A 24,166-nucleotide genomic window follows, 5' to 3' on the forward strand; every position below is an offset into this window, starting at 1 on the left:
TGCTGGCAACTTTGAGCACAATGGTGCGTCCAATCAGCCCCGGCACGCTGGGGGGCCGAACGGCCGTTCCCCCTGTTCGGCGATCGGCAGTTGCCCCACCGGTGATCGCTGCCGCCGCTGACGATCCACGATTCACTCACGATTTTTCCGGAAGGATGAACGATCGCTTCAAGCACCGACGTCGCCCATCGCCGTTTCGCCGACGGTCGCGGCTGGAATCGTTGGAGGATCGGCGGTTGCTGGCGGCCACGATTTCCGTCACGGCAGAGTCTCCTGTCGCCATCGCCGAAGACCCGGCCAAACGCATCGTCTATTCGCTGACGCGTGATCAGACCGATGAGATCCTGGCGGTCAAATTTCAGCTTTCCGGCGACGCGATCTATGGCGTCGACTACACCGCACGGGAAGTCGAAAACGACACGATCTTCTTTCCCGACCAGCCTCCGGCGAGCGGGCCGGTGACCGCAACGGCGACCTTTTATCCGGGGGAATCGACGGTCGAACTGGCGGTCCGACCGATCCGCGATTCGCTGATCGAACGCGACGAAGATATCATCGTGACGATCGTTTCGGCCGACGAGTTCGGGCCGGTCTATGGTGCCGCGGCACACTTCGTCACTCGTCAGCTGACCGACTATTACGTCGTTGATGACGAAAACCGCTTGGCCACCGTGGATGTGGAAACCGGATGCGTGCACGTCATCGGCACCATCAACACGACGCAAACGATCACCGACATCGCGTTCACCGAAGAAGGCGACTTGTTTGCCCTGACCGAGGATCGTCTGTACCAAGTCCACCCGGACCAAATCGAGGGTGGTGTCGTCGCGTCGACGTTTATCAATTCTCACGGAATCCCGAGCGCTAACGCGTTGATTGATAGCCGCGACGGTGATTTTGGAAGTGAAGAGGGCGACCTGTTTGCCGTCGGTGCGGACTTTTTGGATCTGCACTTGCTCGATCTGGAGGTCGCCGACGACGAGTGGGTTCTGAACAATGTCACCACCGTCTTCGACATCGACGGCGCGCTCGCCGCGCGATTGTTGCCGAGCAATTATGTCTCCAGCGGTGATCTCGACTATGTTTCGGGCGGACATCTGGTCCTGTCTGCGAACCGGCCCGGCGAAGCGGCCGATTCGCTGATCGAGATTCGCACCCCCGGAACCGGCGGCACCATCGAGAGTGCACCCAAACCCGCACAAGATCCCGGTGAGGCGTTTTCGGAGATCTTCGGGTTGGCGTTTGATGGCAACGACAGCTATGCCTTTGCCGGACACACCATGCTGAAGGTCAACCAGTTTAGCCGCGACAGTTCGCGTGAATTGGAATTGACGGGCCGACCGTACATCGTCGGCGCAACGGCGTCGGCCAGCGGGACGATCATCGGCGATCCCGCCGATCCGCCGGTGGTGACAATCAACAGCCTGCGCAGCGACCCGAACGACCTCCCGCACGGAACACAGCCGACGTCTTGGGCGCGGCAACGCAGCCAGCTCCGCGACATCGTGATCGAACTCGGTGACAACATCGACACGATCCCCCCGCGCGGCATCGTGCTCAGCAATCTGGGCGTGACCGGCGCGGGGGCTCCCGTCGAAATCACCTTGCGTGGCGACCAGATCACTTTCGTCCCCGGCAGCCGATTGATCACCATCCAGCTGGACGAGGGCCAGTTGCCCGACGGGCGATACCGATTGGTGCTGTCACCCGAGGTCACGTCGGGGCCGCAGTTTACCTTCACCGGGGACCGCATCAATCGCTTCTTCTCACTCAAGGGCGATTGGAACGGCAACGCCCGCGTCGACCTGCTGGACTTCGCAACCTTCGCGTACTGGTTCGGGACGTCGACCGGTGTCGCTCCGGAGTATGTCGATCTGGATGTTTCCGGAGGCGTCGACCAGTTGGACTTCGGCCCGTTCGAGAACCGGTATGCCGCGGCGGTTGCGTTGCCGGGGGCGCCCGATCCGATCACACCGGATTTAATCGACAAAGCCGAGTTGCAGCGGGCACTCAACTCGGTCCTCAATCCGTTGAACGTCAATGGACGTGACCAGGTTTCACCGCTGGACGCGTTGACGGTCCTGAACCGACTGGCGTCTGGATTTCCGACGGCCACGGACTGGAGGTTTGATGTCAATCGTGACGGGGACATCACGCCGCGCGATGCGCTTCATGTCCTGAACTTCTTGGCGCTGCAGCCGCCGCCGGTGATGACATCGGCATCTGCCGTTTCCATCCAATTGGCTGTTCACGACGACGATGACGAGGATCGGATGCGGTCGGTGGATGAGCTGTTTGCCGGATTCGATGGCTTGAGTTCGTTGGTTTAACATCCGCCGGCGCGTTCCACTACACGCCTGCCGAAACAACCGTGCTGCCGCGGGCGGGCGTTTCGGGTTGAGCCTGCAATCGCCGCCGAAACTTGACATGACGCCGCCGCGTCAATTCCACCAACGGTCGCCAGACGCGTGCGGTCAATCGGTACTTGATCAGCAAGTGCCACATCCAATTGGACCGTTTGTACAAGTACGACATCGCCAGATAGGCCGGAACCGCGCGCCAGTCTTTCGGGCGACGCCGCCAAATCGATGCGTGTGAAAACAGACGCTGGTAACAACGCGCGTAACCGGCGGCTAATTGTTCCTCGGTCATGTGCTTGGGCCGAAAGACCACGTTGGCGGTGTCATACTTGCACCAATCGCGATGCAGCAGCCGGCCTTCGGATTCCATTTGACGAAACAGCGGCGTGCCCGGATAGGGTGTCATGATGTGAAACGTGGCACACTCCAACCGATTCTCTTCGACCCAGCGAATCGTGTTCTCAAAAACGTCCTCGCGATCATGGTCAAAACCCAATACAAAGCTGCCGTTGACCTGAATCCCGTTGTCGTGCAACAGCGCGACACGCCGCGCGTAGTCTTCCGTTCTGGGACTCTTCTTTTTCGCGTCGGTGATGTTGTCATTCTGCAGTGACTCGAATCCGATGAACACACCGGTGCACCCCGCCAACGCCATCTCGCGGACCAGACTGGGGTCATCGGTGACATCGATACTGACGGCGGCACTCCAGATTTTCTCTAGCGGTCGCAATGCGCGACACAATTGTCGAAGGTATTCCGGTTTGGAGCCCAGGTTGTTGTCGGTGAACACCGCATACGGTTGCCCATCGCGATGAAACTCGTCGGCGATCTGCTGGACATCGCGAACCAAGTACGGCATGTGCAGCCCCTTGGTCGAGAGGTAGCAGAATCCGCATCGGTTATGGCAACCGCGTGTTGCGATCAAGCTGGAGGTCGTCAAAAAACTCTCGCGGGGAAGCAAATCCCGGCGCGGCGGCGGGTCGTCACGATAGGGCTTGCGGAAATCGGCGCGGTAGATGGGCTGCAGCGTGCCATCGTCGACGTCGCGTAAGATTCGGCCCCACAGCGAGACGCCGTCACCGATGGCAAGGGCGTCTGCGTGCGGCGCGGCCTCGTCGGGACACGAAATCACGTGCAGCCCGCCGAGGACCACGACCGCGCCTCGCCGGCGATACCATCGTGCGAGCTCGTAGGCTCGCTCGGCAAAGGTCAGGTGGACCGTGATGCCAACGACCGCCGGCATCGGGTCGCTCGGCGGAGGACCTTGCAGCAAGTTTTCATCCCAATAGCTGACCTGCCACTCGTCCGGTGTCGCCGCGGCCACGCTGGTCAAAGCCAACGTCGGCGTCAACACGTGCTTGCCGAAACTGGCGTGCGGATCCTTGGGATAGAACGGATTGATCAGCAAGGCTTGTCGCGGGCGGATCGGCGACGTCGGCGGGTGGGGATCAAGCGGAGGCGCGATCCGCATGGCGCGGGGGATCCAGGGTTTCATGGCGTCGCTCTTCAATCGAGTCGGTAAAAGGGCATCTAAGTAGCTTTGCAATGCAAAGTGATGTGGCAAAAAAAGAGCCCGCAATCAGGTCGCGGACCATCGGTGCGCGGCGCGCGGAGGTCCGTTCGGCAGCTCGGTCCGCGGCGTGGCGTCACGTTGTGCGTCGGCGATCACACGTTCCAATTCGTTGATGTAATCGGCAAACCGGCAGCGTCCTTGGTCGGTCAGGCGGTACATGGTTTGAGGCCGTGATCCGCCAGTTCCCCTGGTGCCCGTGCCGCCCGTTCCTTTCCAGGTCTCGACCAGTCCGGCGTCACTTAAGACGCCCAAGTGACGACTGAGATTGCCGTCGGTGAGCGAGCAGAGTTGTTTGAGATCGTTGAACAGCAATCCGGCGTCATTCGCCGCCAGGGAGGCCAGGATTCCCAGTCGAGCCTTTTCGTGCAAGACACGATCGAGCCCGCTGTAGGCGAACCGTCCCGATTCAGCGGGGGCAGGCTGAGATGCCGGGGCGGATGGGGGCTTTTTCGAATCGGTTTTTCGTTTAGCCGGCATCGGGACGCTCCAGGGTCCAGTAGAGAATCGAGGCACTCAGCAATTGGCCGCCGCCGAAGCTGATGAACATCAACCAAGGGGAAAACGCGTTCTCCCCCTGCCCGAAGCGTAAACATCCGCAGCCACAGGCGATGTAGTAGGCGCCGACCCAAAACACTTGACGCGGCATCAATCGGTAGGACGCAAACACGCCGAGTCCGAAGACCAGCGACCACAGCCCCGGCAACATCCAACCGACCTGGGGAGCGTAACGATAGATCGAAAGTGTCAGCAGCGCGCCGACGACGATGCAGGGGGAAAACTGTTCGACCGCCAGACGCGTCATCTCGCGCGAGCGGCCGGGCCCATTCCGATCGCTTCGCCAGGTGAGTTCGGCGGCCACCACGATCACGCTGACTGCCGCCACTGCGATCCAGCCGAGCAGGTATCGTCCCAGATCGGTCGCCGGTGCGGCAACCCAGTGTGGTTGCAACCCCGCGGCGATCATCCCGATCAAGGCCGAACAACCGACCGTCGCGGATCGATAGCCGCGAAACACTTCGCCCCGAGACAGACAGACGCGAATCTCGGAAATCTGGCGGAGCGCCTCGCGAAGTTCCATCACGGTGACCCGAATCGGAGCGAAGTGGGATTGCTTTGTATTGCAAAGTAAACCGTTTGCGCTGCCGCGTCAACTCAATTCCGGCAATCCATGGTGATCCGGTTCGGCAGGTCGATCCTGCGCCGCTGGCGTCACCACGTCACGCAACGAATCACGGTTTCGTGAATTCATCGCCGCGGATGATGATTGACCGTGGTGATCGCGGCTCCGAAAATCAGGGGATCATGAATTGCGGGCAAGGTGGCCGTGTCAGTGGGGGATCAGCCATGCCAGAAAAGATTATCGGCGTCGGGCAGCAATCGGATTTGGCGGTGATCGCCGAGATCCTTGAACAGGAGATTCGTCGGACGTACGGCGGCGCAAAAATCATCGTCGGCCACGCCAGTGGCATCGAGCTGCAGGCGCTCCGCAAGGGCTTTGATGGCCCCTTCGACACGTACAAGCTTCGCATCAGTGCCGACGGCGAGACGCTGGCGGCGCTGCAGGAAGCGGCAAAGACGTTTCCTCCCAATGCGGCGGTGAGAGTCGAAGAGGGCGTGTTCGACGTCGAGTTTCTTAAGATCGCCCATCATCTGGACGCATCGCTTGCCGCAATCAAAGAGATTTCCGGGAAACTGCTGTTGCCGGACGTCTGGCGTTTCCAAGGCGAGCGTTTCCGTCGAGAGACGCTGCGTCCGCACCGTTTGATGGAAGCGATGGTGAAGTTTCGCGCCAGCGACCTGCATTTGTATCCCGATGCCGATCCGGTGTTCCGCGTCGACAACGCGATTCGACGTTCGGATCTGCGCCACCCGTTGACGGCCGATCAGATCACGGCATTGATCAAAGAGCTCGCACCCGAAAAGGACTGGATGGAGTACGAGGAGCATTCGCAATGCAGTTTCCGGTACCACCAGGCGGGCGTCGGATTTGCCAGGGTTTCGGCATTCATTCGGGGCGGGGTGCCGCATTGCACGATGCGGTTTTTGCCCGAAGCGATTCCATCGTTTGACGATCTGCAAATACCGCCGGACGTGATGAAGAAGCTCGGGGCGCTGCATTTCGGGTTGGTGTTGGTCACCGGAATGACCGGCAGCGGAAAATCGACCACGGTCGCATCGCTGATCGACTGGATCAATCAGCATCAGGCTCGCCATATCCTGACGATCGAAGACCCGATCGAATACGCTCAGGTGAACAAGAAGTCGATCATTTCGCAGCGTCAAGTCGGCGAGGACGTGGAGTCGTTTTATGAGGCCGTACGCGCGGCGCTGCGTCAGGATCCCGACGTCATCTTTGTCGGCGAAATGCGCGACAGCGATACGATCCGATCGGCGATCAGTGCGGCGGCGACCGGTCACTTGGTGATCAGTACGCTGCACGCCAACACGGCTTCGGAAGTGATCACGCGGATCGTCAGTTTCTTTGACCCGATCGAGCGAGATCTGGTACGGCTCCAGCTTCGCGACTGCGTCAAATGCATCATCTGTCAGCGGCTGGTCGCAAAAGTCCGAGGGGGACGTGTTCCGGCGCTGGAGTTCTTGTTCAACGACACGAAGCAAATCGCCGACTGCATTTTGTCCGGCGACGCGCAGGGAATCCGTGCCGGGATGCAGCAAGTGATGTCGGAATCGTTTATCGTTGAGAAATACTTGGTGGATCTGGCGAAGCGGGACGTGATCTCTCATGACGAAGCGGTCGCCCATGCATCCAACCACGACACGTTCGAGCAGATGTGGCACGGCAACTATGCGCCACCGACGATCGATTCCATCAAGCAACATTAATCGCTTCACAAGCATTGCAGGCGAGCGAGCAAACGACGTGATCACAGGGCCGGGCATTTGACTGAAACGACGCGCGATCATTCGGAGAGTTTGCTGGCCGAGCATTTTCGCGAAACCCGTCGCCAAGTACGGGGACTGTTGCTGAAGATTTGGGGTGGCGGGTTTCTGGTCGTCCTGTTCGGGTTCGCCCTGGCATGGTTCTTCATCCAGCCGGCTCCCCCGCGGACGATCGTCATGGCGACCGGTCCGACCGACGGGGCGTACCATCGGTTTGCGCTCCAGTACCGTGATTACTTAAGTCGCCAGGGCGTCACACTGGAACTACGTCCGACGGCCGGCTCGATCGAAAACTACCAACTGCTGGACTCGGATCCGCAGGTCACGTTGGCCATCGTTCAGGGCGGGACGGCGCCGGAAACGTTCGGCAATTCGGCCAGGATCGAATCGCTGGCCAGTTTGTACTTTGAACCGATCTGGGTGTTTTATCGAGGTGAAGCATCGCCGGCGGATTTACGCGGCCTGGGCGGCAAGCGGATCGCCATCGGCCGCCGGGGAAGCGGCACCGAATCGATCGCGAAACTGTTATTAGATGAGAACGGGATCGATTCCCAGTCGGGAGCAACGTTGGTCGGGGTGGGGGGCATCGACGCGGTCGCTCAACTGAGACAAAAGCAAATCGACGCGGCCATCTTTGTCTTGCCACCCGAGTCCGGTCTGATCCGCCAGCTGATCGCCGACGAAGACATTCATCTGATGAATTTCCAACGTGACGATGCCTATTCTCGGCGACACCCGTTTCTAACAGCCGTCACGCTCCAACGCGGCGTGATCGATCTGCAACACGACTATCCGCCGCGCGATGTTCAATTGATCGCACCGGCCGCCAATTTGATCGCCACCCGATCGCTGCACGACGCGTTGATCCCGTTGTTGTTGCGGGCCGCGACGCAAACGCACCACGGCGAACAGAGCGTGCTGCAACCGGGCCGGTTGCCGTCGACGGAGTTCGTCGAATTTCCACTGAATCAATCCGCCCGGGTGTTCTTCGAGGACGGGCCACCGTTTCTGCAAAAGTACTTGCCGTTTTGGGTCGCGTCGGCCATCAATCGCGGCAAAATCTTGCTGCTGCCCGCGGTGACGTTGTTGTTGCCGCTGTTCCGCATGGCCCCGCCGCTGTACCGCTGGAGGATTCGCTCGCGGATCTATCGCTGGTACGAAATTCTGCGCGGGATCGAATCCGAATTACGCGGCGAAACAGACGTCGAACGCCTGGTCAAAGACGAGACGACGCTGGTGGAAATGCAAGGCGAACTGGATGACCTGAAATCCGTCCCGCTGTCCTACATGGAGGAGTTCTATAACCTGCGACTACACGTCGAGTTTGTTCAACGGCGCGTCCGCAACGCGATCGACGAGCAATCGCAATCGCTAACGCATCATCCCGACGGTCCGCCCCCGGTTGATGCAACCGAAGAATCGGTGCCCGACCCGGGAACGTCTCCTGAAGCGTCGCCACCTACGGGGACCCGATGTCCAAGCACGCCGTCGGGCGATCCGTCGCAACCGAGCCAAGCAAACACTTCATCAGACAAACCGCCATCCGACGCAGCGTCTTGATCGATGGAGGATGTCGTACGTCGTGTTCGACACCGGGGCGTACATAATGTCGTACCTCGAGATGCCCTACACCGCGGCTCGGGAAATCAAACGCCGGAAGAAACCGCCGAGACCTTTGGGGCGTGGCATCGTCGTGGTGGCAGCCTCATGCCCGGTCGCTGCGGGGCCAAATTTTTCACGCCAATCCTGTTCGGCGTGTTCCCAGCCGACGTCGTAGCCGGCTTTTTCGCTCATGAAGTACTTGTGTTGTTCGATTTGAGCGATCTGATCTTCGCTGAGTGTCGACGGAGCGTTATTCATCATTGGCTTCCTTGACGTGATCGAATGGGGTGATTCGCCTGCGCCAGCGTTCCAGCGTTTGCCAACGCACACGTGGGGCGTCGCCGATTGGGGGGACGCGACTGGGCACAAGCCAGCCATCAGATTGTTCGATTCACGCCCTGCTCGTCAATCGCATCTCGTCAACGATCGGCACAGGCCCCGCTAGCGGCACCCAGTTTCACCCTAAATGCCGAGTAGGGAACGGCGGAAACTTACGTACAGTATGTAGAAGCTGATACAAGTCTTCATGGGATGCGACCGGGGGCCGATTACGCTTCGTCCGATTCGGGAGCCACATCCTCGGGCTCGGAGTCCTTCTCGCCCGCGTCGGATTCCTCCGCGTCCGTTTTCTCCGTGTCGGATTTCTCCGCCGCGGCCTGTTCGTCCAAGTAGCCTTGCAGTGTCGCTTCGATCTGCCGCTGTCCATTGGAATGTTCGACGGCCTGCCGCTGCCACTTGATCGCTTCGTCGAGTCGGCCGAGTTCGTAGTAGCAGCGCGCCAGGGTATCCAGGATCGGACCGTCTTCATTTTCTCGCAGCTGTGACGCCCGCTTGGCCGCCTTGAGTGCGAGTTCCAGATCGGAAGGGTCGCCGTTGGTTGCGGTGGTCCAGGCGATTTGGCTCAGCAACATGGCATCGTCCCAGGCGGCTTCGACGAGGGCTTCCCGGGCGACGGCGGCTTCAGTGTTGCGGCCGGCGATTTCCAGAACTCGGACACGATAGTTCAGCAGCGTCTTGGAAGTCCCTTCTGCTTTTTCAAACTTGTTCAGTTGTTCCAAGGCGCCGTCGTAGTCTTGTTCGCGTAGCAGCGAACTCACGTTATCTGCCAACTCCTGCAGCTTTTCCTGCTGTTTGTATTCTGCGATGGCAGCGGCGCGGTCCCAGGTTCCGGAGACGATTTCTTGGAGCGGCTGGTCGATGGATCCGGGGTGGCCGATCCATTCGATCACGCCGTCGCGACCGACGACAAAGGCACAGGGGATGCCGCCTTGGTTGGCGGCCTTCATGTAGGCAAGGTTCATCCAGTTTTCATCATCGATGGCCAAGCGATACTCAATGATCTCGTCCCACGTTTTCTCGCCCAGGGCCGTCTCGCCAAGGAAACCTTCGACGGTTGCTTCGTCCTCATTCGTCACTCCGATGAACGTCACTTCATCGGCAAGTTCAGATTGCAGCTCGCTGATGTGTGGCATGCCTCGGCGACACGGGCCGCACCAGGTGGCCCAGAATTCAACCACGTGCACGCGGTCACGAAGCGGACCCTGGACCGGCTCGCCGCGGATCCACTTCGCAATCTCTAAGCCGGGGCTCGGGTCGCCGACACCAAGTTTTTCCGGGGGCGGGGGCAGTGTCGGAAGACCGGAATCGTTATTGCCAGCGGCATCCGATGACGCCGATGCCGAGTCGCTAGAATCAGCCGCCATCGAGTCGTCAACGACGGGCGGCTGCAAACCGTCCGCCGCATCGTCTTGAACGGATTCCTTGCAGCCGGTGGTCCCGCACAGCAAAGCGACCATTAAGAACGCCGATACGTATCCCTTCGATTGGATAAACCGCCAACCAAAAGCAAGAATGCAGGATCCCATCGAATCGTGACTCCCGTGAAACAGGTGGATCGGGAGATCGCCCCCCGGAAAGATCGATCCTATCGCCTGGGAGTGTTCATCGCAACTCATCGCCCGGGACAGACGGCGATCGTTGGACCACCGAGCCCGGCCCGTGTGGGCCGTGACTTCAAAAGTACCAGTACCACGCGGTGAACATCATCGCCCCGATCGAGAGCATGAAAGCCATCCATGCGTAAACGAGCCCGCGGTACTCCGCTGCCGCACGCTGCAAAATCGCGGCGACCACGATGTAGACCGGAAAGACCACCGCGGCATACCTCGCCTCGGAGGCCATGCAGGCGCGAAACGAATGTGTCGCGTAGGGGATCGCCAGCAGCCCGCAGCTCAGCAGGACCTCTGGCGCGGTGAGGATTCTCTTGACCGCCCCGATGGCGATCATCCCCCAGGCGAACAGCACAAACAATGGATTCATGAAGTGCAGGTTGAATTCTGCAATTCGATTGGGGGGGACGTTCGCCCAATAGCATTCGCAATCCGGCTGGTAGACTGACCAGAAAGGCTCCAGCGAAACCAGCATCAAAAGCTTTCCGCCGATGTCTTCCGGTGGCATGCGATCATACCAGTGGATTTGGGTGCGGACGAACGCCAGGGGATCGCCGAAGGTGAAGTGTTGGTAGACCATGTAAGCGATGATTCCCCAAACGCAGATCGGGGAATAGACCCCGGCTCGAACGACGGCTTGCTTCCAAGTCTGCGAACGGTGTGCGGCGTACCATAAGAATGGCAAATAGACGGCAAGCCCCACGGGCCTGGCCGCCGTCGAGGCTCCTGCAAGGAACGCGATGGTCCCAAAAGGCCATCGTTTTTGAATCCCGTACATCGACAGAAGCACAAAAAACAAAAACGTCGACTCCGAATAGCTCATGCGAAAATAGAACGACGTCGGAAACAGGGCAAAGACCAAGAGAGCGCCTTTCCACTCCAGCGGGCAATTGAGTTCCGGACGCCCGGGCAGGTACTTTGCCAAGAGCACGAAGGTAGACAGAAGAAACAGCTGCGAGACCGCTAATAAAGACGCTTCGGCGCTCAGGCCCGTGGCGGCGCCCAACAACCAGCTGAAAGTCGGATAGAGTGGATAAAAGGCGACGTTCGACATGCGGCTGGGATCGTAGCTATAGCCGTCGTTCGCAATCTGGCGATACCAAACACCGTCCCAGGGACCGAATCGCTCCAGCGGATTCATGCGATCCATACGTCGCGCGTCGGGATGCGCGTCGCACAGCCTGACAAAGTCTGCGCTGAAGAATACGCTCGCCAGCACGATCAGGCTGGTGAAGTAGTAACAAACGAGCGCGTAGACCAGGCTGCCGTCTCGACGCTGCTCCTTCGGGGACGTCGTCGACTGTTCCGCTGGCGGATCGCTGGAGGGATCGGCCGATTCCATTTCAGCATTCATTGATTTGCGTCGATCCCTAATCCCGTTGAGTCACTTTTCGGTTCACCGTCTCATTTCCCGTCGTGCGAATCGATCGTGGCGCTCGCATAGTAGACGTCCGCAGCGATACTCGACGAATCGAAGCGGACGCTACCATCACACAATAAGAAGTGAGCGCCGCCGGGATGCCGGCTCATGAAGCCATTGTTCTCCTGCCAGGCATCTTCATCCTTCAGGTCGATGCCGAAATTGAGCGGAATGGCGCACGTCGCCGCGGCGCTGTTGGAATGGTACCACCAACTCCAACGCGTCAGGTCGGGCAGGGTCTCGCCAACGCAGTAGGTGTTCGACAATCCATCGCGAATGTCGCGTGTCCGTGTCGTGACCAGTTTTCCTCGACCTGCCGAGAGGAACCCGTTTCCTTTTGCCATCCCGTCTCGCTGACCGGCAAAGCGGCCGGTCGGTTCTTCGCGCGCAAACCGTCCCCAGTCCCAGTTCGATCCGGCGCATGATTTATAAGTGGTGACGCCGCAATGCCAGTCAGGGCTGATGTCGGCGCGGTTGAATGCATTGACCGAACTATGTCCCGAGGGGCAAAGGTAGGCCGGCACGGCCGTTTCGGCGGCGGCACGATTGTCTGCGAGAGGGTGCTCGCTTTTGATCAACCCTTCGACGCTTGCCAGTTCGAGAAAAGACAGCAGGCATTGATTCCAACTCCGCGTCCTGCCGTCTTCCCCCAACGGTGTGCCAAAGTTGGAGTTGATCGGAAACATCCGGTACGTGATGTGGTACGTCTGCATCGCGATCCCGACCTGTTTTAACTGATTGGAGCAGTACAGGCGGCGTGATGCCTCGCGGGCCGCCTGCACTGCGGGAAGCAACAATCCAATCAAGATGGTGATCACCGAGATGACCACCAGCAATTCAATAAGCGTGATGCCCGACCGGGCACTTGGATTGGCGTGCCGGTTCGAGATAGTTGACCTTGCTGACCGTTTCCCTGACCAAATATGGAGGTGTCCCTTTCGCATCGTGATAGATCCTCATGAGGTAGAGTCCGAAAATTGCCAGCACCCAGGCGTTTGCGATCGCCAAGCACATCATCGCTGGCAGATGCCAGTCACCCGTGCGGAGTGGTGTCGCAGCCGCGGGGACGGCGAGAAGAGCAATGCACGAAAGCGTCGCAAAGGAGGCGATCCAGGTCGGCAGTAACAGTGGGGCCGACGACAAGGACACGATCGCTTGGGAGGCCAGTTGCAGCATCCGCCGTAGCGGCCAGTGCGTGACGCCCCCGTGCCTGGGATCTCGATGGAAGTTCACCGCGACCTGTCGATAACCGACCCAGGCGCACAGGCCGCGAAAAAAATCGGGCTGCTGCTTCAAACCCGCAATCGTGTGGGCCACCTCGCGCCGCATGAGGCGAAAATTTCCGACGCCCTTGGGCACCTCGATGTCCGAGACCAAATTGATCAAGTGGTAGAATCCCCAAGCGGTCAATCGTTTCGCGATGGTTTCGCCCGATCGAGAAAGTCGGCGACCGTAGGCCACGTCTGCGCCGTCGCGAATGCAGCGGAGCATTTCGGGCAACAACTCCGGCGGGTCTTGAAGATCCGCATCCAGGACGAAGACACAGTCGCCCGTGCAGTAGCTGAGTCCCGCAAGGATCGCGCGGTCTTGGCCAAAGTTCCGTGTCAGATCGACACCGACAATACGTCGGTCCGTCGTCACGAGATCGCGGATTTGATCCCAACTGCGATCGGTGGAACCATCGTTGACGATGACCAATTCGAACTCGACATTGCAGTTCTCGCACGCCTCGCGCGTGCGCGTCAGCAGTGCCTGCAATAACGCACCGTCATTGAAACAGGGAACGACGATCGAGACCGTGTCGACAAGCTCATCATTTGACATGGGTGCCCCACTCATAAAAATCTTCGAAGAAATTTTGTCAGTGCCGAAGTGTGTTTCGCCGTCGATCGGTGAGTTCAAACTCGCTCGCCGGCGGCCAAAGTCGCTGTCTCCTGAAATGCGTGGGACCCGCCGTCCCATCGCGGCGCTCGGTCGCCCATGACCGGCGTCCGGGAGTGATCAATTCAATGCCGAGTTTGCGCGTTTGGCCGGCAACGTGGATGAAGAACCGGTGTGTTCGGCCGGCGAGGGGCAGGGGCGCCAATTGCGCCACCGCAGCGCGGCCCCCAATGCTCGAAATCCGTACGCCGGTGTCAGTTTTTTTCCGTCGGACATTGCACGTGGTGTGTAACCAATCGGGATTTGCGAGATCGGGATTCCCGACCGCATCAACTTCGCCGTGATCTCAACACATCCCTCGAATCCCACCGATCTCAGTTGAAGCGAGGTGAGGACGGACCGAGGGATCAGCTTGTAGCATGTCGCATGGTCGCGAACAAATCGGCCGAACAGGAGGAGGATCGACAAATCGACTCCGAGGACACCCAAGGCAAACACCCAGCGATTCGGGCGATGCCAACTGCCGCGGCGTTTCCCATAAACGACTCGATGCCCCGTTTCCGCGTGCGCGAGTAATCGATGGATATCGCGAGGATCATACTCAAGGTCTGCGTCTTGAAAGATCACCCAGCGTCCGCAGGCAAGTTCCAATCCGTCTTTGACCGCTGCCGTTTTTCCTCCGTTGTGATCACGGAAGACGACGGCGACACCGATCTCCTGGCAAACTGTTTGCAAGATCGAACGAGTCCCGTCGGTGGATCCGTCGTCCACCACGATGATCTCCCAGTCGTTACTCGCAACGGCCACCAGTTCCATCAAGACGCGTTCAACCGTCTTTGCCTCGTTGTACACGGGGACGATAATCGAAACATTCATTCGAAAATCCTCCCGTCGCAGACGTTGATCAACCGATGCGGTGGATCAATCCGGGTGTGTGGTTGTCTTACACCGCGATGTCGCACGACCATACGTGCGAGATTGTAATCAATCATTCGAGCGTCGCCTCAATGTGCCCCACGGACGCGATTGTAGAACGGCGAACCGAGAACCATGAATTCCGGATCGCCGAACAGGAGTATGGAGGTATCAGTGCACGTTGTCAAATTTTTCTTGTAGATCAATTCTTGTAGATCAATTCGCACCCGGTGTGAACGACGCTGTCGCAATGGTCGTCACGCCGCGACGGCAGACATGGCGCGGGACTGTCGTGTCGATAACATTGCAAACTTGCGTTGGGCTCGAACGGGTGCGTTTGGTTAGAACGGGCGGGGCAGGGCGGCCTGAAGTGACTGCATGGAACGCGGTGCGGTCGGCGGGTTATCGCCGGGATCAACAGCAAAGCAACGCGTTGATGCATCGCCGCTTTCAACATCGCGGCTTTCAACATCGCCGGACGGCAGTCGATTCGCCGCGTCGATAATAAACCGAATGAAATCGCTGTTTTTGCTTGACATGGCTGATCGACGCCTAGACATTGATCACCAATTGACTCCATGGAGTCAACGAGACTGGGGCAAAAGTTTCACTTCCTGCAGTGATGTGTCTTCTAGATTCACGTGGGGCAACGACGGTTGTCGTCATCGCGTTTTTGTAAGCAGCGCAAGATCACTTCGTGGCCTGACTGGCTAAGAATGCTCGTTCGAGATCCTCTCCTCGGGCATGTCATTTTGTCGATGGCTCGCTGCGAAGCATCACTCAATTAAAGTCCGCGGCAACCTTTTGCCTTTAGATTCGTTGATGGAGCTTTCGTAAGTTTCCCTCAAGAGAAAGGTTTAGTAATGCTAAGGTTGACTCTGGCGGCGATTGCCGCTGCTGCGTTATTGACGATCGGCATCACGTTTCAGGAAAGTGGCACGGCGACCGACCTGCGTCAAGTTTCGATCTCGGAGGCCTCCGCACTGTACGGTGCCGGATGCAGCGGATGGGATGACGACGGTGATGGTTGTGGAACCGGAGGTTGCACGGCACAAGGATCCGAGTATAGCCCCTCGTCTTTCTGGCACTACGCGTACGGACAACTGGAAAGTTCGTATTGCGCCGGCGGGACCGGTGGAAGCTGCGGCGTTTTTGAAAACGTCAACCAGACCGCGTGTGACGAGAGTTAAAGCGCCGTTGTTCGGTTCGTAATTCCTTCGGATGACTTTCGCTGCTCCGAGTGTAAAGCCTCTGGGCAGCGAAGGTTTTTCAACCAATCACCGGGACCGCAGCGAGCGTGTCGGGCAACGTCGACGCGATCGTTTTTGAGTGTCATGCATGCCGGCGGTTCCGCGTTTTGTATGACGACGCCGAATCAGACATGAAATGTCATGCCGGAAAATTATAAAACAAAAACCACTGAATTTGCTTGACAACGGATTGCGGCACCTAGACATTGATCGCCAGTTGACTCCTTTGAGTCATCGGGACTGGGGCAAAAGTTTCACCTACTGCAGTGATGTGTATTCTTGATTCACGTGGGACAACGACGGTTGTCGCCATCGCGTTTTTGTGAGCAGCGCAAGATCACTTCGTGGCCTGATTGGCTAAGAATGCTCGTTCGGGAATCTTCTCTTCGGGCATGTCATTTTGTCGATGACTCGCTGCAACGCATCACTCCATCAAAGGCCGCGGCGGCTTATTGCCTTTAGACTCGTTGACGGAGCTTTTGTAAGTTTCCCTCAAGAGAAAGGTTTAGCAATGCTAAGGTTGGCTCTGGCGGCGATCGCCGCTGCCGCGTTATTGACGATCGGCATCACGTTTCAGGAAAGTGCCACGGCGACAGACCTGCGCCACGTTTCGATCTCGGAGGCCTCGGCACTTTACGGTGCCGGGTGCAGCGGATGGGATGACGACGGCGATGGTTGTGGAACCGGGGGCTGCACGGCACAGTGTTCCGACTATAGCCCCTCATCATTTTGGCACTACGCGTACGGCCAGCTGGAGAGTTCGTACTGCGCCGGCGGGACCGGTGGAAGTTGTGGCGTGTTTGAAAACGTCAACCAGACCTCGTGTGACGAGAGCTAGACGACCGACGTTCGGTTCGTGATTCCTCCCGATGACTTTCGCTGCTCTAAGAGCAGTGCCTCTGGGGCAGCGAGGGTTTTTCTGTCATGCAATCGTCGCTGATTCGGTTCATCTGCCGCCGGGGGTGTGTGCCGAAGCATCGGGGAGGGCCAAGCGATGGTCGTCGTGTCGGATTTCGGGGCGGGTAGAGACTGTGTGTTTATGAATCTTTGGGCGGAGGCAATGAAGGTGAATGCTATGTGGAGCCAGTGCTTGCGATTCGGTCTGTTGATCGGCCTCGCATGCGGTGGGATTGTCCAGGCCCGCGGCGAGACGCCGGGTTGGCGGGAATCGGTGAGTTGTGGTCCCAACGCACTTTATGTGTATCTGCGAGGTCAGGGAGCCGACGTTTCGCTGGCCGATGTCAGGGACTTGGTTTCCGTATCGCGAAAAGGTGCGTCCTTCGCGTCGATGGCTGATGCGGCAGCAACGTTGGGAGTGGAAAGCCGGATCGTGCAGACTTCACCGGAGGTTCTGAAGACGTTGCCGTGTCCCTGTGTGATTCTTTACCACGCCAAAGGCACTCAGCCAGGCCATTACTTTGTATTAGCGGAATCCGATCGCCAGGGGTTTCGACTGTTTGATCCATTGACCACGCTTACTACGACCGTATCAACAGCGGAGCTATCGAGAGAATGGACAGGTTATGTTTTGATCCCCAGCGAGGCGCCCGTCGCCAGCGGGCAGTGGTTGCTCGCCGGGTTTTTCGGTTGCACCCTCTGGCTGGGTATGGGGCTGTGGCGGCGCTCGTCGCTGCGAACGTCTTGATGACGGGTTGCGAGAAATCTTCCGAGCAGACAGCATCGATCGAGAGACACGCCCAGGCACACCCGGTCGATCATCCGGCAGCACAGTTGCCGCGGCAATCGGGAGCGCCGGTCGACGTCCCCGTGCGCTGGCATCTTCACCCTCGTCAAATCGACATCCAGAAATACCGATCGGTGTTGGAGCGGTGTTCGATCGACGAAAACGGGACCATTCCCGATCTGTTGCATTTGGCACCGCTGTGTCGCGACCGCAACGAGGTGGCGTTCGGGAACTTCATCCAGGCGTTGCTCCACCATTCGCGGTACCTGACGTTTTTTCCGCGGGCAAGTGTCAACAGCCCGCCCTACTTGATCGCAACCGGCTACGGCGCGCGTTTTTCTGATCGAACTTGGTCGCCGTCGGATCAGGAAATGAATACCAGGGAGGCACACGCCGGACAAACATTGGCCGTGCTGAGCAACATCGGACTAGACACATCGACGCCGATCACGACTTCGACCGGCCCGATGACGCTGCAGGATGTCGTCAACGACTCTATCGCAACGTTTTCCATGCAAGAGGAACCCTACTGGGTGGTTCACGCTTTGGCGGCCTATCTTCCGCCTGCCAAATCGTGGACGAACCAATTCGGAGAGGTCTTTACGTTTGACCAGATCGCCAACCATTTGATGGTTGCGAAAAACGGTCGACAATACTCGGGGCCTTGTGGCGGCACTCATGCGTTGCAACTGCTCACGACCCTGCTTGCGGTCGATGAACAGTCGGACATCCTCGCGCCCACGACGACCGTGGAGATCCGACATTTCCTTGGCACCGCATCTCGATTACTGGAGCGTTCTCAGGACTCCGACGGGGCCTGGCATCCGAATTGGAGCGGTGACGGGGCAGGTGCGTCCAGATACGCCGAGCCCGAAGCGCACGGCGTTTGGATCACCGGCCATCATCTCGAGTGGCAGGTGCGTGTCGAAAAGGAACTACGCGTCAACGACAAACAACTCGCCGACGCAGCCCGATACGTCGTGGAATACCTGGATACCATTCCGGATTCGCTTTTGAATAGCGAACCGTGTCTGCTGACACATGGAATCAATGCAATTCGAGTCGCGTTGGAGATTGAAGATGATGCAACATAATTCAACAACAAACTTTCTAGGAGTGCCGATGATGCGACAGCTGAGAACGTCTCGATTTCACAGGATCCGCTGGATCTGCTGCCTGCTTTTGGCCGGTCTCGGTTGGGCCGGCCATCCGGCGGTCGCCCAGTCAACCAATGGGACCGTCGCCCCGCCTGATCCGAACACCGTCGCCGACCGGATCCAATCCGCGTTTGAAAACGCAAATCGGTTGCACCTGAGCTGGACTCTTGAATTTGACGTCGTCCAGGATCTCGGTGATGCCGCCCATCAAATCTTCGGAATCTACACCCCCGATCAATATGCGATCGCATTCGACTTGAAGCAAAGCAAGTACCGGGAATTCGAGCAGGCGATGGAAAGCGGTGAGGTCAGGATCTCTCGATACTGGAACGACGGAGAGACAAATTATTCGCAAGCGATTCGAAAAAACGCTGACGGAGAAGAATCTGCGGAGAATTACCATGTCTATCAAGGTGGCGATGAACGACACAATGGGCAACGGGAGCAGGCCTGCCAGTACCTGGAGTTCATCGGGAGCCCCTTCTATGACGGCATCTACATGGATGTTTGGCGTCGCGAAGCGGTGCGAGCCGGGGCCAAGACCTCAGAGGCGCCCCGAGACGTTGAGTTTTCGATCATCCAGGGGCTGCGCAGCGGCGCGTACGAATTCAAGCGGACCGAGAAGGTCGATGGAATCCCCTGCCATGTCTGGGAGCGTCCCGGCCGCGACACCCTTTTCCTGGCCCCGGAATACTCCTTCGCGCTCGTCAAGCGACTGTGGCGATGGGCCGACGGCGGGGAACTGATGATGCGGTATCTCAATTCCGACTTTCGTTCCGTCGCTCCCGGACTGTGGCTTCCCTGGAAAGCCCGACGGGAGTTCATGGTCGATCGTAACACCCATTCGGGTCATGATGCGGACACCGTGCAATTCGCCACCATCGCGACGCTCCAAGAGGTCGTCGTCGGGGGGAAGGTTTCGCAGGGACTCTTCGAGCCCAAGCCGGTGGTGGGAAGCACGGTCATGGACAACACGATCATCGACTCGGTCGGCGGCGAACGGGCCACGTTGTCGTATGTGCTCGGAGAAGATGTTCAGGCGACCGAACGGTCGATCAACCGTGCCCTGGCACGCATCACATCCGCGCGGCGCCGCAACATCCTGCTGTTCCTGCTGGCAGGTGGGGCCATTGCCGTGATCTTCGCAGTCGTACGCGCAAACCGAAAGAAACATGTCCGTCTATCATCCAAGTAAGCTTGTCATCCGCTGTGCATGGTGGTTGGCCCTGTCGTTGATCGGGCCGTGTGCCGGTGTTTGTGATCATCCTTTCAATCTGCAAGAGATCGCATCCACGCAAACGGACCGGATCGAGTCCGTCGAAAGTATCGAGATTCGCTACAGTGATCAGCGTTGGTCGCTGCAAAAGCAAAACCGTGGGAATCCCGTGGTCGAGGCGGTTCACTACATTTGGACTCCACGCCACAGCAACTTATTTCGGCAGTCGGTGGCGGGCTCACTGCACGATCATCCGCTTCATCCCGGAATGCCGATCATGCGGGAATACGGAGGTGTGATTTCCAAACATTGGCCGAGCTTTCGGAAGCTCGAGTACCAATTGTCGGACAAGCAGCATCAAGGGCTGAGTGTCGAGTACTTTGAACAGCTCGGGGTATGGCCCTATCCTGACCGGCCTGCCACGAGGCCGGACTATTTTTTTCCGTCGGTCCTGATCGTCGGTCAAGCCCGTTTGGCAACTGCAACGGAGCGGGTCGATGGATTCGAATGTGTGGTCATTGACCGAGAGACGGAAGGGGTCGATCGGATCTGGTTGGACCCCGCGTTGGGGTTCATGCCGCGGCGTCGATTGATGGAACGGTCTCGAGTACCGACGCGGCAAGACAGCCGAATGGAGGTTTCGTTCCGCGACTATCGAGACATCGGATCGGGGTTGTCGCTGCCGTTTCAGATTCGTTCTCGCCAATTGCGTCGGCTCAGCGAGCCGGCGGGTGAATTCGGAGTCATCGGTGAAGCCAGCGTGTCGGTGGAGGAAATCCAGTTGAATCAGGTCAAGGCGACTGCCTTATCACTGCCGGTCTTATTGCCCGGAACCGTCGTTGAACACGCCGATTCGGATCGCCGCCATGTCGTCGCTGGCGGTGAACGATTGCTGGTTGAAGCGACCGAACGTGCGATCGAAGTATTCGACTGGCCGCACGCTGGCGGCAATCGCGCCGGCGAATCTGCCGCAGAGACGACGGGGAATTGACGATGCTATCCGCCTCGGCAGCACACGCCCGGAAGGCCTTTTTTGCACCGCACGCGATTCTCCCCTTGGTGGTGTTTCGCATCGGTTTCGGTGTGCTGCTGAGTTGTTTCTTGGTCCTGAAGTGTCTGCACCGTGGCGTCGATATCTATTACACGCATTCCGACTTTCATCCCAAGTATCTGTGGTTTCGCTGGATTCCGGAATTGCCGAGTGAGTGGTATGTCACGGTTCACTATCTGATGGCATTCCTGGCTTTGTTGATCGCTGCGGGCGTTTTCTTTCGTGCAGCTGCTTGGGGCTTTGCTCTGATCTTCACGTACGTGTTCTTGCTCGATGCAAGCTATTACGTCAATCACTACTACCTCACTTGTCTCTTGAGTTTTCTGCTCGCCAGTTCGCCGGCCGGTCGGGCTTGGTCGATCGACACTTATTCCAAAGCGGAGGTGTCGGTGGCGACGATTCCCGCCTGGCCGATGGTGGTGCTGCGATTTCAGATGGGAGTCGTGTACTTCTTTGCGGGCATCGCAAAGATCGATGCGGACTGGCTCTCGGGCGTGCCGATGCGGATGTTCATGGAGTCGCGTTTGAATCACGAACTGTCCAGCAGCTTTCACTTTCTCCCTGTCGCGGCCGCATGGTCGGGGATGCTGTTTGACCTGCTAATCGCCCCGGCTTTGCTCTTCAACCAAACTCGCTGGCTTGCCATTGGCGTTGCAACGACGTTTCACCTCACGAATTGGTTTTTGTTTCATATCGATTTCTTTCCATTCTTGGCGATCTTATTGACCTTCATGTTTCTGCCCGATCGCATCTGGAGATCACTTCAAAACAGGATCCTGAGCGGCGGACAAACCTACGTCGGTAGGGCTCCGAGAGGGGCGGTCACGACGGTGTTGACTGTTTTTTTCGCGGTCCAATTGCTCGTTCCTTTGCGCGGGTACCTCATTCCAGGCAACGCGACATGGACGGGCGAAGGTAATCGGTTCGCATGGCGGATGATGCTTTGCGACAAGAGTTCAACGGGAGAGATTTTTGCGATCACGGATTCAGGCAGGAACAAAGTCCCCGTCGTGCTTTCCGGGATGACGACCAAAGCCCAGCGGCAGCGAATCTTTTTGTTTCCCGATGCGATCGCACAACTGTGTCAGTACCTGCGCACCAGATTCGGCGAAAAGTATGGTGAGGATGTCGCGTACGTTGCCGAGGTCAAGATGTCGCTCAACGGAAGGCGGCCTCGCTATCTGGTTGATCCCAACGTCGATCTGTCACGGTTGGAGATCAGTTTTTGGCATTCGGACTGGATACTCAACGAGAACCATGGAACTGAAGAATCGATTCAAACCGCTCCGTGACCATCGAACGTACGCGGTTGCGATGCTGGCGCTGATAGTGGTTCACGTCAGTCTGCTCTGCTATTCCGCTTGGATCCACAGCCCGACGTTGGACGAACCGGCACATTTGGCGTCGGGGGTTCACCTCGGTCGCACCGGAGACTACTCGCTGTATCGAGTGAACCCTCCGTTGGTGCGATTGATTGCAGCGGTTCCGGCACTCCTGCTGGATTGCCAAGTCGACTGGGGGCGACTCGCAACGTATGCCGGGACTCGCTCGGAGTTCACCGTGGGAGAAGATTTTGTGCGGGCGAACGGTCGGCGCAGTTTACTGTACTTTCGATTGGGACGCGTCCTCTTGAGCTGCTTTTCGGTTGTCGGAGCAGTTACCTGCTTTTTGTGGGCCAAAGATCTGTATTCACCCCGGTCGGGTTTGGTGGCCGCGAGTTTGTGGTGTTTTTCACCGCTGATCCTCGGCCATGGAGCGCTGATGACGCCCGATTGCGCGGCAGCGGCGCTCTTTGTGCTGGCAAGTTATTGCTTTTGGCGATGGTTAAACGTTCCATGTTGGAAACGCGCTCTCGTGACCGGATGCGTACTCGGTGTCGCCCTGTTGAGCAAGACGACGGCTGTTTTGCTAGTTGGCATCTGGCCCGCAATCTGGATGGTCTACCGCTGGTGCGCAGAAGACAGGCCTTCGCGGGATTGGTGGTGGCGCGAGGCAAAGATGATCGCTTCGATCCTGGGGATCGGGCTGTACCTGCTCAATCTTGGCTATCTCGGAAAAGGCACGGGCACGCCGCTGGGAGAGTTTCGTTTCGTCAGTGCGATGTTATCCGGTGACGAAAGATCAGAACACAATCGGTTTCAAAATACGATCTTCGCCGCTGTCCCCGTGCCCCTTCCCGCTGATTATGTTCTTGGAATCGATTCCCAACAAAATGACTTTGAAAGTCTAAGTCGCCCCTCGTATCTCCGCGGCAAATTTCAAGCAAAAGGATGGTGGTACTACTATCTGTACGCTTCACTGGTAAAGCTCCCCGGCGGCGTGCTGGGACTGCTCGGTTTAACCCTGGTGACAATGCCATTTCGTCGCGCACATCGCGTTGTCGATTGGCGAGACCATCTGGTATTGCTGTCCCCCGCAATCGTCATCTTCATCGCGGCAAGCTCAAAGACGGGATTCAGCCACCACCTCCGTTACGTTCTGCCCAGTTTTCCGTTCTTGTACATTTGGGTCAGCCAATGCTTTGCTCCGCACCCTTGCGATCGCCTAGCCACATCCCGGACGGACGATACCATGCAATCGGAGGATCATACGGCGGGCCGTCACAAGGGACCTGCAGAGTCGTGTTATATCGTGATGGCGGCATCGGCATTGTTGGCATACTCCGTCGTGACCAGTCTGTGGTACTTCCCGCATAGCTTGTCGTATTTCAACGAATTCGCGGGCGGCCCCCGAAACGGTGCCGCCCATCTGCTCAACAGCAACATCGATTGGGGACAGGACCTTCTTAACCTGGAACAGTGGATCTTGGAATCCGCCGACCCGTCTGATCTGCCCGTCCACCTGGCGTTCCAGTCCCAGTACAACCCGTTTGACCTGGACGTCCGCGACATCGATTCGTGGCCGTTTCGAATCGCGAGGACGATTCCGCCTGAGGTGCCACCGGGTTCCTATGCGATCGGTGTCAACCTGCTGCACGGTTACCCGGCCGTCGTTCACGACCGAAACCGGGAGATCTACCAGATCAGCAATGTCGGGTTGGATGAATTGCGAAAGATGGATCCGCTTGCGCGAATCGGTTATTCCGTCGTGGTTTATTCCGATCAACAAATCAGCGAAGCGATCAAGCGACATCGACGACCGGCCGATGACGCGTCGAAGCGGGGCCCGGCGTTCTGACGAGTGTTTTCGTCCCCACCGGAAAGATTC

Annotated in this window: 21 protein-coding genes; 11 read left to right on the forward strand and 10 right to left on the reverse strand. The window is 58.2% G+C overall.

What is annotated here, in order from left to right; genetic code table 11:
- Positions 1 to 155: 155 nt before the first annotated feature.
- Complete coding sequence (locus Mal15_RS28755) at positions 156 to 2,330, forward strand: dockerin type I domain-containing protein (protein ID WP_147870905.1); 2,175 nt, start codon at positions 156 to 158, stop codon at positions 2,328 to 2,330.
- 19 nt (positions 2,331 to 2,349) lie between these two features.
- Here Mal15_RS28755 and Mal15_RS28760 read toward each other — a convergent pair whose 3' ends face one another.
- The 3 genes from Mal15_RS28760 to Mal15_RS28770 all read right to left on the reverse strand — a co-directional run bounded on the left by Mal15_RS28760 (position 2,350) and on the right by Mal15_RS28770 (position 5,011).
- Positions 2,350 to 3,855, reverse strand: coding sequence for a B12-binding domain-containing radical SAM protein (locus Mal15_RS28760; RefSeq protein WP_147870906.1), 1,506 nt, complete (start codon positions 3,853 to 3,855; stop codon positions 2,350 to 2,352).
- Positions 3,856 to 3,939: 84 nt separating this feature from the next.
- Positions 3,940 to 4,410 carry a transcriptional regulator gene (locus Mal15_RS28765; protein WP_147870907.1) on the reverse strand — a complete coding sequence of 157 codons (471 nt, stop codon included), beginning with the start codon at positions 4,408 to 4,410 and terminating at the stop codon, positions 3,940 to 3,942.
- Complete coding sequence (locus tag Mal15_RS28770; RefSeq protein ID WP_147870908.1) at positions 4,400 to 5,011, reverse strand: hypothetical protein; 612 nt, start codon at positions 5,009 to 5,011, stop codon at positions 4,400 to 4,402. Before Mal15_RS28770 ends, Mal15_RS28765 begins: the two co-directional genes overlap by 11 nt.
- A 266-nt stretch (positions 5,012 to 5,277) precedes the next feature.
- On the opposite strand from Mal15_RS28770, the gene Mal15_RS28775 reads away from it, so the two are divergent.
- On the forward strand, positions 5,278 to 6,777 hold the full coding sequence (locus Mal15_RS28775; RefSeq protein ID WP_167547107.1) for a type IV pilus twitching motility protein PilT: 1,500 nt from the start codon (positions 5,278 to 5,280) through the stop codon (positions 6,775 to 6,777).
- 57 nt (positions 6,778 to 6,834) lie between these two features.
- Positions 6,835 to 8,394 (forward strand): TAXI family TRAP transporter solute-binding subunit, encoded by a 1,560-nt coding sequence (locus Mal15_RS28780; protein WP_147870910.1) that lies wholly within the window; start codon positions 6,835 to 6,837, stop codon positions 8,392 to 8,394.
- A gap of 66 nt (positions 8,395 to 8,460) precedes the next feature.
- Here Mal15_RS28780 and Mal15_RS28785 read toward each other — a convergent pair whose 3' ends face one another.
- The 7 genes from Mal15_RS28785 to Mal15_RS28815 all read right to left on the reverse strand — a co-directional run bounded on the left by Mal15_RS28785 (position 8,461) and on the right by Mal15_RS28815 (position 15,140).
- A complete protein-coding gene (locus tag Mal15_RS28785) occupies positions 8,461 to 8,694 on the reverse strand; it encodes a hypothetical protein (RefSeq protein WP_147870911.1) in 234 nt (77 codons plus the stop codon).
- Between the two features lie 290 nt (positions 8,695 to 8,984).
- A complete protein-coding gene (locus Mal15_RS28790) occupies positions 8,985 to 10,301 on the reverse strand; it encodes a TlpA disulfide reductase family protein (protein ID WP_167547108.1) in 1,317 nt (438 codons plus the stop codon).
- 148 nt (positions 10,302 to 10,449) lie between these two features.
- A complete protein-coding gene (locus tag Mal15_RS28795; protein WP_147870913.1) occupies positions 10,450 to 11,739 on the reverse strand; it encodes a hypothetical protein in 1,290 nt (429 codons plus the stop codon).
- Between the two features lie 50 nt (positions 11,740 to 11,789).
- Entirely contained in the window at positions 11,790 to 12,635 is an 846-nt protein-coding gene (locus Mal15_RS28800) for a DUF1559 domain-containing protein (protein WP_167547109.1), read from the reverse strand.
- A gap of 7 nt (positions 12,636 to 12,642) precedes the next feature.
- Complete coding sequence (locus tag Mal15_RS28805) at positions 12,643 to 13,629, reverse strand: glycosyltransferase family 2 protein (RefSeq protein ID WP_167547110.1); 987 nt, start codon at positions 13,627 to 13,629, stop codon at positions 12,643 to 12,645.
- A 177-nt stretch (positions 13,630 to 13,806) separates the two neighbouring features.
- A complete protein-coding gene (locus Mal15_RS28810) occupies positions 13,807 to 14,562 on the reverse strand; it encodes a glycosyltransferase family 2 protein (protein WP_147870916.1) in 756 nt (251 codons plus the stop codon).
- Between the two features lie 380 nt (positions 14,563 to 14,942).
- The gene (locus tag Mal15_RS28815; protein WP_147870917.1) at positions 14,943 to 15,140 is read right to left on the reverse strand and encodes a hypothetical protein; all 198 of its coding nucleotides are present in this window, start codon (positions 15,138 to 15,140) and stop codon (positions 14,943 to 14,945) included.
- A 324-nt stretch (positions 15,141 to 15,464) separates the two neighbouring features.
- On the opposite strand from Mal15_RS28815, the gene Mal15_RS28820 reads away from it, so the two are divergent.
- The 8 genes from Mal15_RS28820 to Mal15_RS28855 all read left to right on the forward strand — a co-directional run bounded on the left by Mal15_RS28820 (position 15,465) and on the right by Mal15_RS28855 (position 24,136).
- Complete coding sequence (locus Mal15_RS28820; RefSeq protein ID WP_147870918.1) at positions 15,465 to 15,791, forward strand: hypothetical protein; 327 nt, start codon at positions 15,465 to 15,467, stop codon at positions 15,789 to 15,791.
- A gap of 571 nt (positions 15,792 to 16,362) precedes the next feature.
- Entirely contained in the window at positions 16,363 to 16,689 is a 327-nt protein-coding gene (locus tag Mal15_RS28825) for a hypothetical protein (RefSeq protein WP_147870919.1), read from the forward strand.
- Positions 16,690 to 16,911: 222 nt separating this feature from the next.
- Positions 16,912 to 17,496, forward strand: a complete 585-nt coding sequence (locus Mal15_RS28830) for a cysteine peptidase family C39 domain-containing protein (RefSeq protein WP_167547111.1) — start codon at positions 16,912 to 16,914, stop codon at positions 17,494 to 17,496.
- On the forward strand, positions 17,496 to 18,629 hold the full coding sequence (locus tag Mal15_RS28835) for a hypothetical protein (RefSeq protein ID WP_147870921.1): 1,134 nt from the start codon (positions 17,496 to 17,498) through the stop codon (positions 18,627 to 18,629). Before Mal15_RS28830 ends, Mal15_RS28835 begins: the two co-directional genes overlap by 1 nt.
- A 31-nt stretch (positions 18,630 to 18,660) precedes the next feature.
- On the forward strand, positions 18,661 to 19,887 hold the full coding sequence (locus tag Mal15_RS28840; protein WP_147870922.1) for a hypothetical protein: 1,227 nt from the start codon (positions 18,661 to 18,663) through the stop codon (positions 19,885 to 19,887).
- Positions 19,865 to 20,899: a hypothetical protein gene (locus Mal15_RS28845; protein WP_147870923.1), complete on the forward strand. Its 1,035-nt coding sequence runs from the start codon at positions 19,865 to 19,867 to the stop codon at positions 20,897 to 20,899. The genes Mal15_RS28840 and Mal15_RS28845 overlap by 23 nt, the downstream gene beginning before the upstream one ends.
- 2 nt (positions 20,900 to 20,901) lie before the next feature.
- Positions 20,902 to 22,251: an HTTM domain-containing protein gene (locus Mal15_RS28850; RefSeq protein ID WP_147870924.1), complete on the forward strand. Its 1,350-nt coding sequence runs from the start codon at positions 20,902 to 20,904 to the stop codon at positions 22,249 to 22,251.
- The gene (locus Mal15_RS28855) at positions 22,217 to 24,136 is read left to right on the forward strand and encodes an ArnT family glycosyltransferase (RefSeq protein WP_147870925.1); all 1,920 of its coding nucleotides are present in this window, start codon (positions 22,217 to 22,219) and stop codon (positions 24,134 to 24,136) included. The genes Mal15_RS28850 and Mal15_RS28855 overlap by 35 nt, the downstream gene beginning before the upstream one ends.
- The last annotated feature ends 30 nt before the right edge of the window (positions 24,137 to 24,166 follow it).

This window comes from Stieleria maiorica, assembly GCF_008035925.1.
Classification (GTDB): Bacteria; Planctomycetota; Planctomycetia; order Pirellulales; family Pirellulaceae; genus Stieleria; species Stieleria maiorica.

What these genes read in the sequence shown, in the direction of transcription:
- Mal15_RS28755 (WP_147870905.1), top strand. Translation starts at nt 156, where the DNA reads ATGAACGATCGCTTCAAGCACCGACGTCGCCCATCGCCGTTTCGCCGA.
- Mal15_RS28760 (WP_147870906.1), bottom strand. Translation starts at nt 3,855, where the DNA reads ATGAAACCCTGGATCCCCCGCGCCATGCGGATCGCGCCTCCGCTTGAT.
- Mal15_RS28765 (WP_147870907.1), bottom strand. Translation starts at nt 4,410, where the DNA reads ATGCCGGCTAAACGAAAAACCGATTCGAAAAAGCCCCCATCCGCCCCG.
- Mal15_RS28770 (WP_147870908.1), bottom strand. Translation starts at nt 5,011, where the DNA reads ATGGAACTTCGCGAGGCGCTCCGCCAGATTTCCGAGATTCGCGTCTGT.
- Mal15_RS28775 (WP_167547107.1), top strand. Translation starts at nt 5,278, where the DNA reads ATGCCAGAAAAGATTATCGGCGTCGGGCAGCAATCGGATTTGGCGGTG.
- Mal15_RS28785 (WP_147870911.1), bottom strand. Translation starts at nt 8,694, where the DNA reads ATGAATAACGCTCCGTCGACACTCAGCGAAGATCAGATCGCTCAAATC.
- Mal15_RS28790 (WP_167547108.1), bottom strand. Translation starts at nt 10,301, where the DNA reads ATGGGATCCTGCATTCTTGCTTTTGGTTGGCGGTTTATCCAATCGAAG.
- Mal15_RS28795 (WP_147870913.1), bottom strand. Translation starts at nt 11,739, where the DNA reads ATGAATGCTGAAATGGAATCGGCCGATCCCTCCAGCGATCCGCCAGCG.
- Mal15_RS28805 (WP_167547110.1), bottom strand. Translation starts at nt 13,629, where the DNA reads ATGTCAAATGATGAGCTTGTCGACACGGTCTCGATCGTCGTTCCCTGT.
- Mal15_RS28810 (WP_147870916.1), bottom strand. Translation starts at nt 14,562, where the DNA reads ATGAATGTTTCGATTATCGTCCCCGTGTACAACGAGGCAAAGACGGTT.
- Mal15_RS28815 (WP_147870917.1), bottom strand. Translation starts at nt 15,140, where the DNA reads ATGTCAAGCAAAAACAGCGATTTCATTCGGTTTATTATCGACGCGGCG.
- Mal15_RS28820 (WP_147870918.1), top strand. Translation starts at nt 15,465, where the DNA reads ATGCTAAGGTTGACTCTGGCGGCGATTGCCGCTGCTGCGTTATTGACG.
- Mal15_RS28825 (WP_147870919.1), top strand. Translation starts at nt 16,363, where the DNA reads ATGCTAAGGTTGGCTCTGGCGGCGATCGCCGCTGCCGCGTTATTGACG.
- Mal15_RS28830 (WP_167547111.1), top strand. Translation starts at nt 16,912, where the DNA reads ATGAAGGTGAATGCTATGTGGAGCCAGTGCTTGCGATTCGGTCTGTTG.
- Mal15_RS28835 (WP_147870921.1), top strand. Translation starts at nt 17,496, where the DNA reads ATGACGGGTTGCGAGAAATCTTCCGAGCAGACAGCATCGATCGAGAGA.
- Mal15_RS28840 (WP_147870922.1), top strand. Translation starts at nt 18,661, where the DNA reads ATGCGACAGCTGAGAACGTCTCGATTTCACAGGATCCGCTGGATCTGC.
- Mal15_RS28845 (WP_147870923.1), top strand. Translation starts at nt 19,865, where the DNA reads ATGTCCGTCTATCATCCAAGTAAGCTTGTCATCCGCTGTGCATGGTGG.
- Mal15_RS28850 (WP_147870924.1), top strand. Translation starts at nt 20,902, where the DNA reads ATGCTATCCGCCTCGGCAGCACACGCCCGGAAGGCCTTTTTTGCACCG.
- Mal15_RS28855 (WP_147870925.1), top strand. Translation starts at nt 22,217, where the DNA reads ATGGAACTGAAGAATCGATTCAAACCGCTCCGTGACCATCGAACGTAC.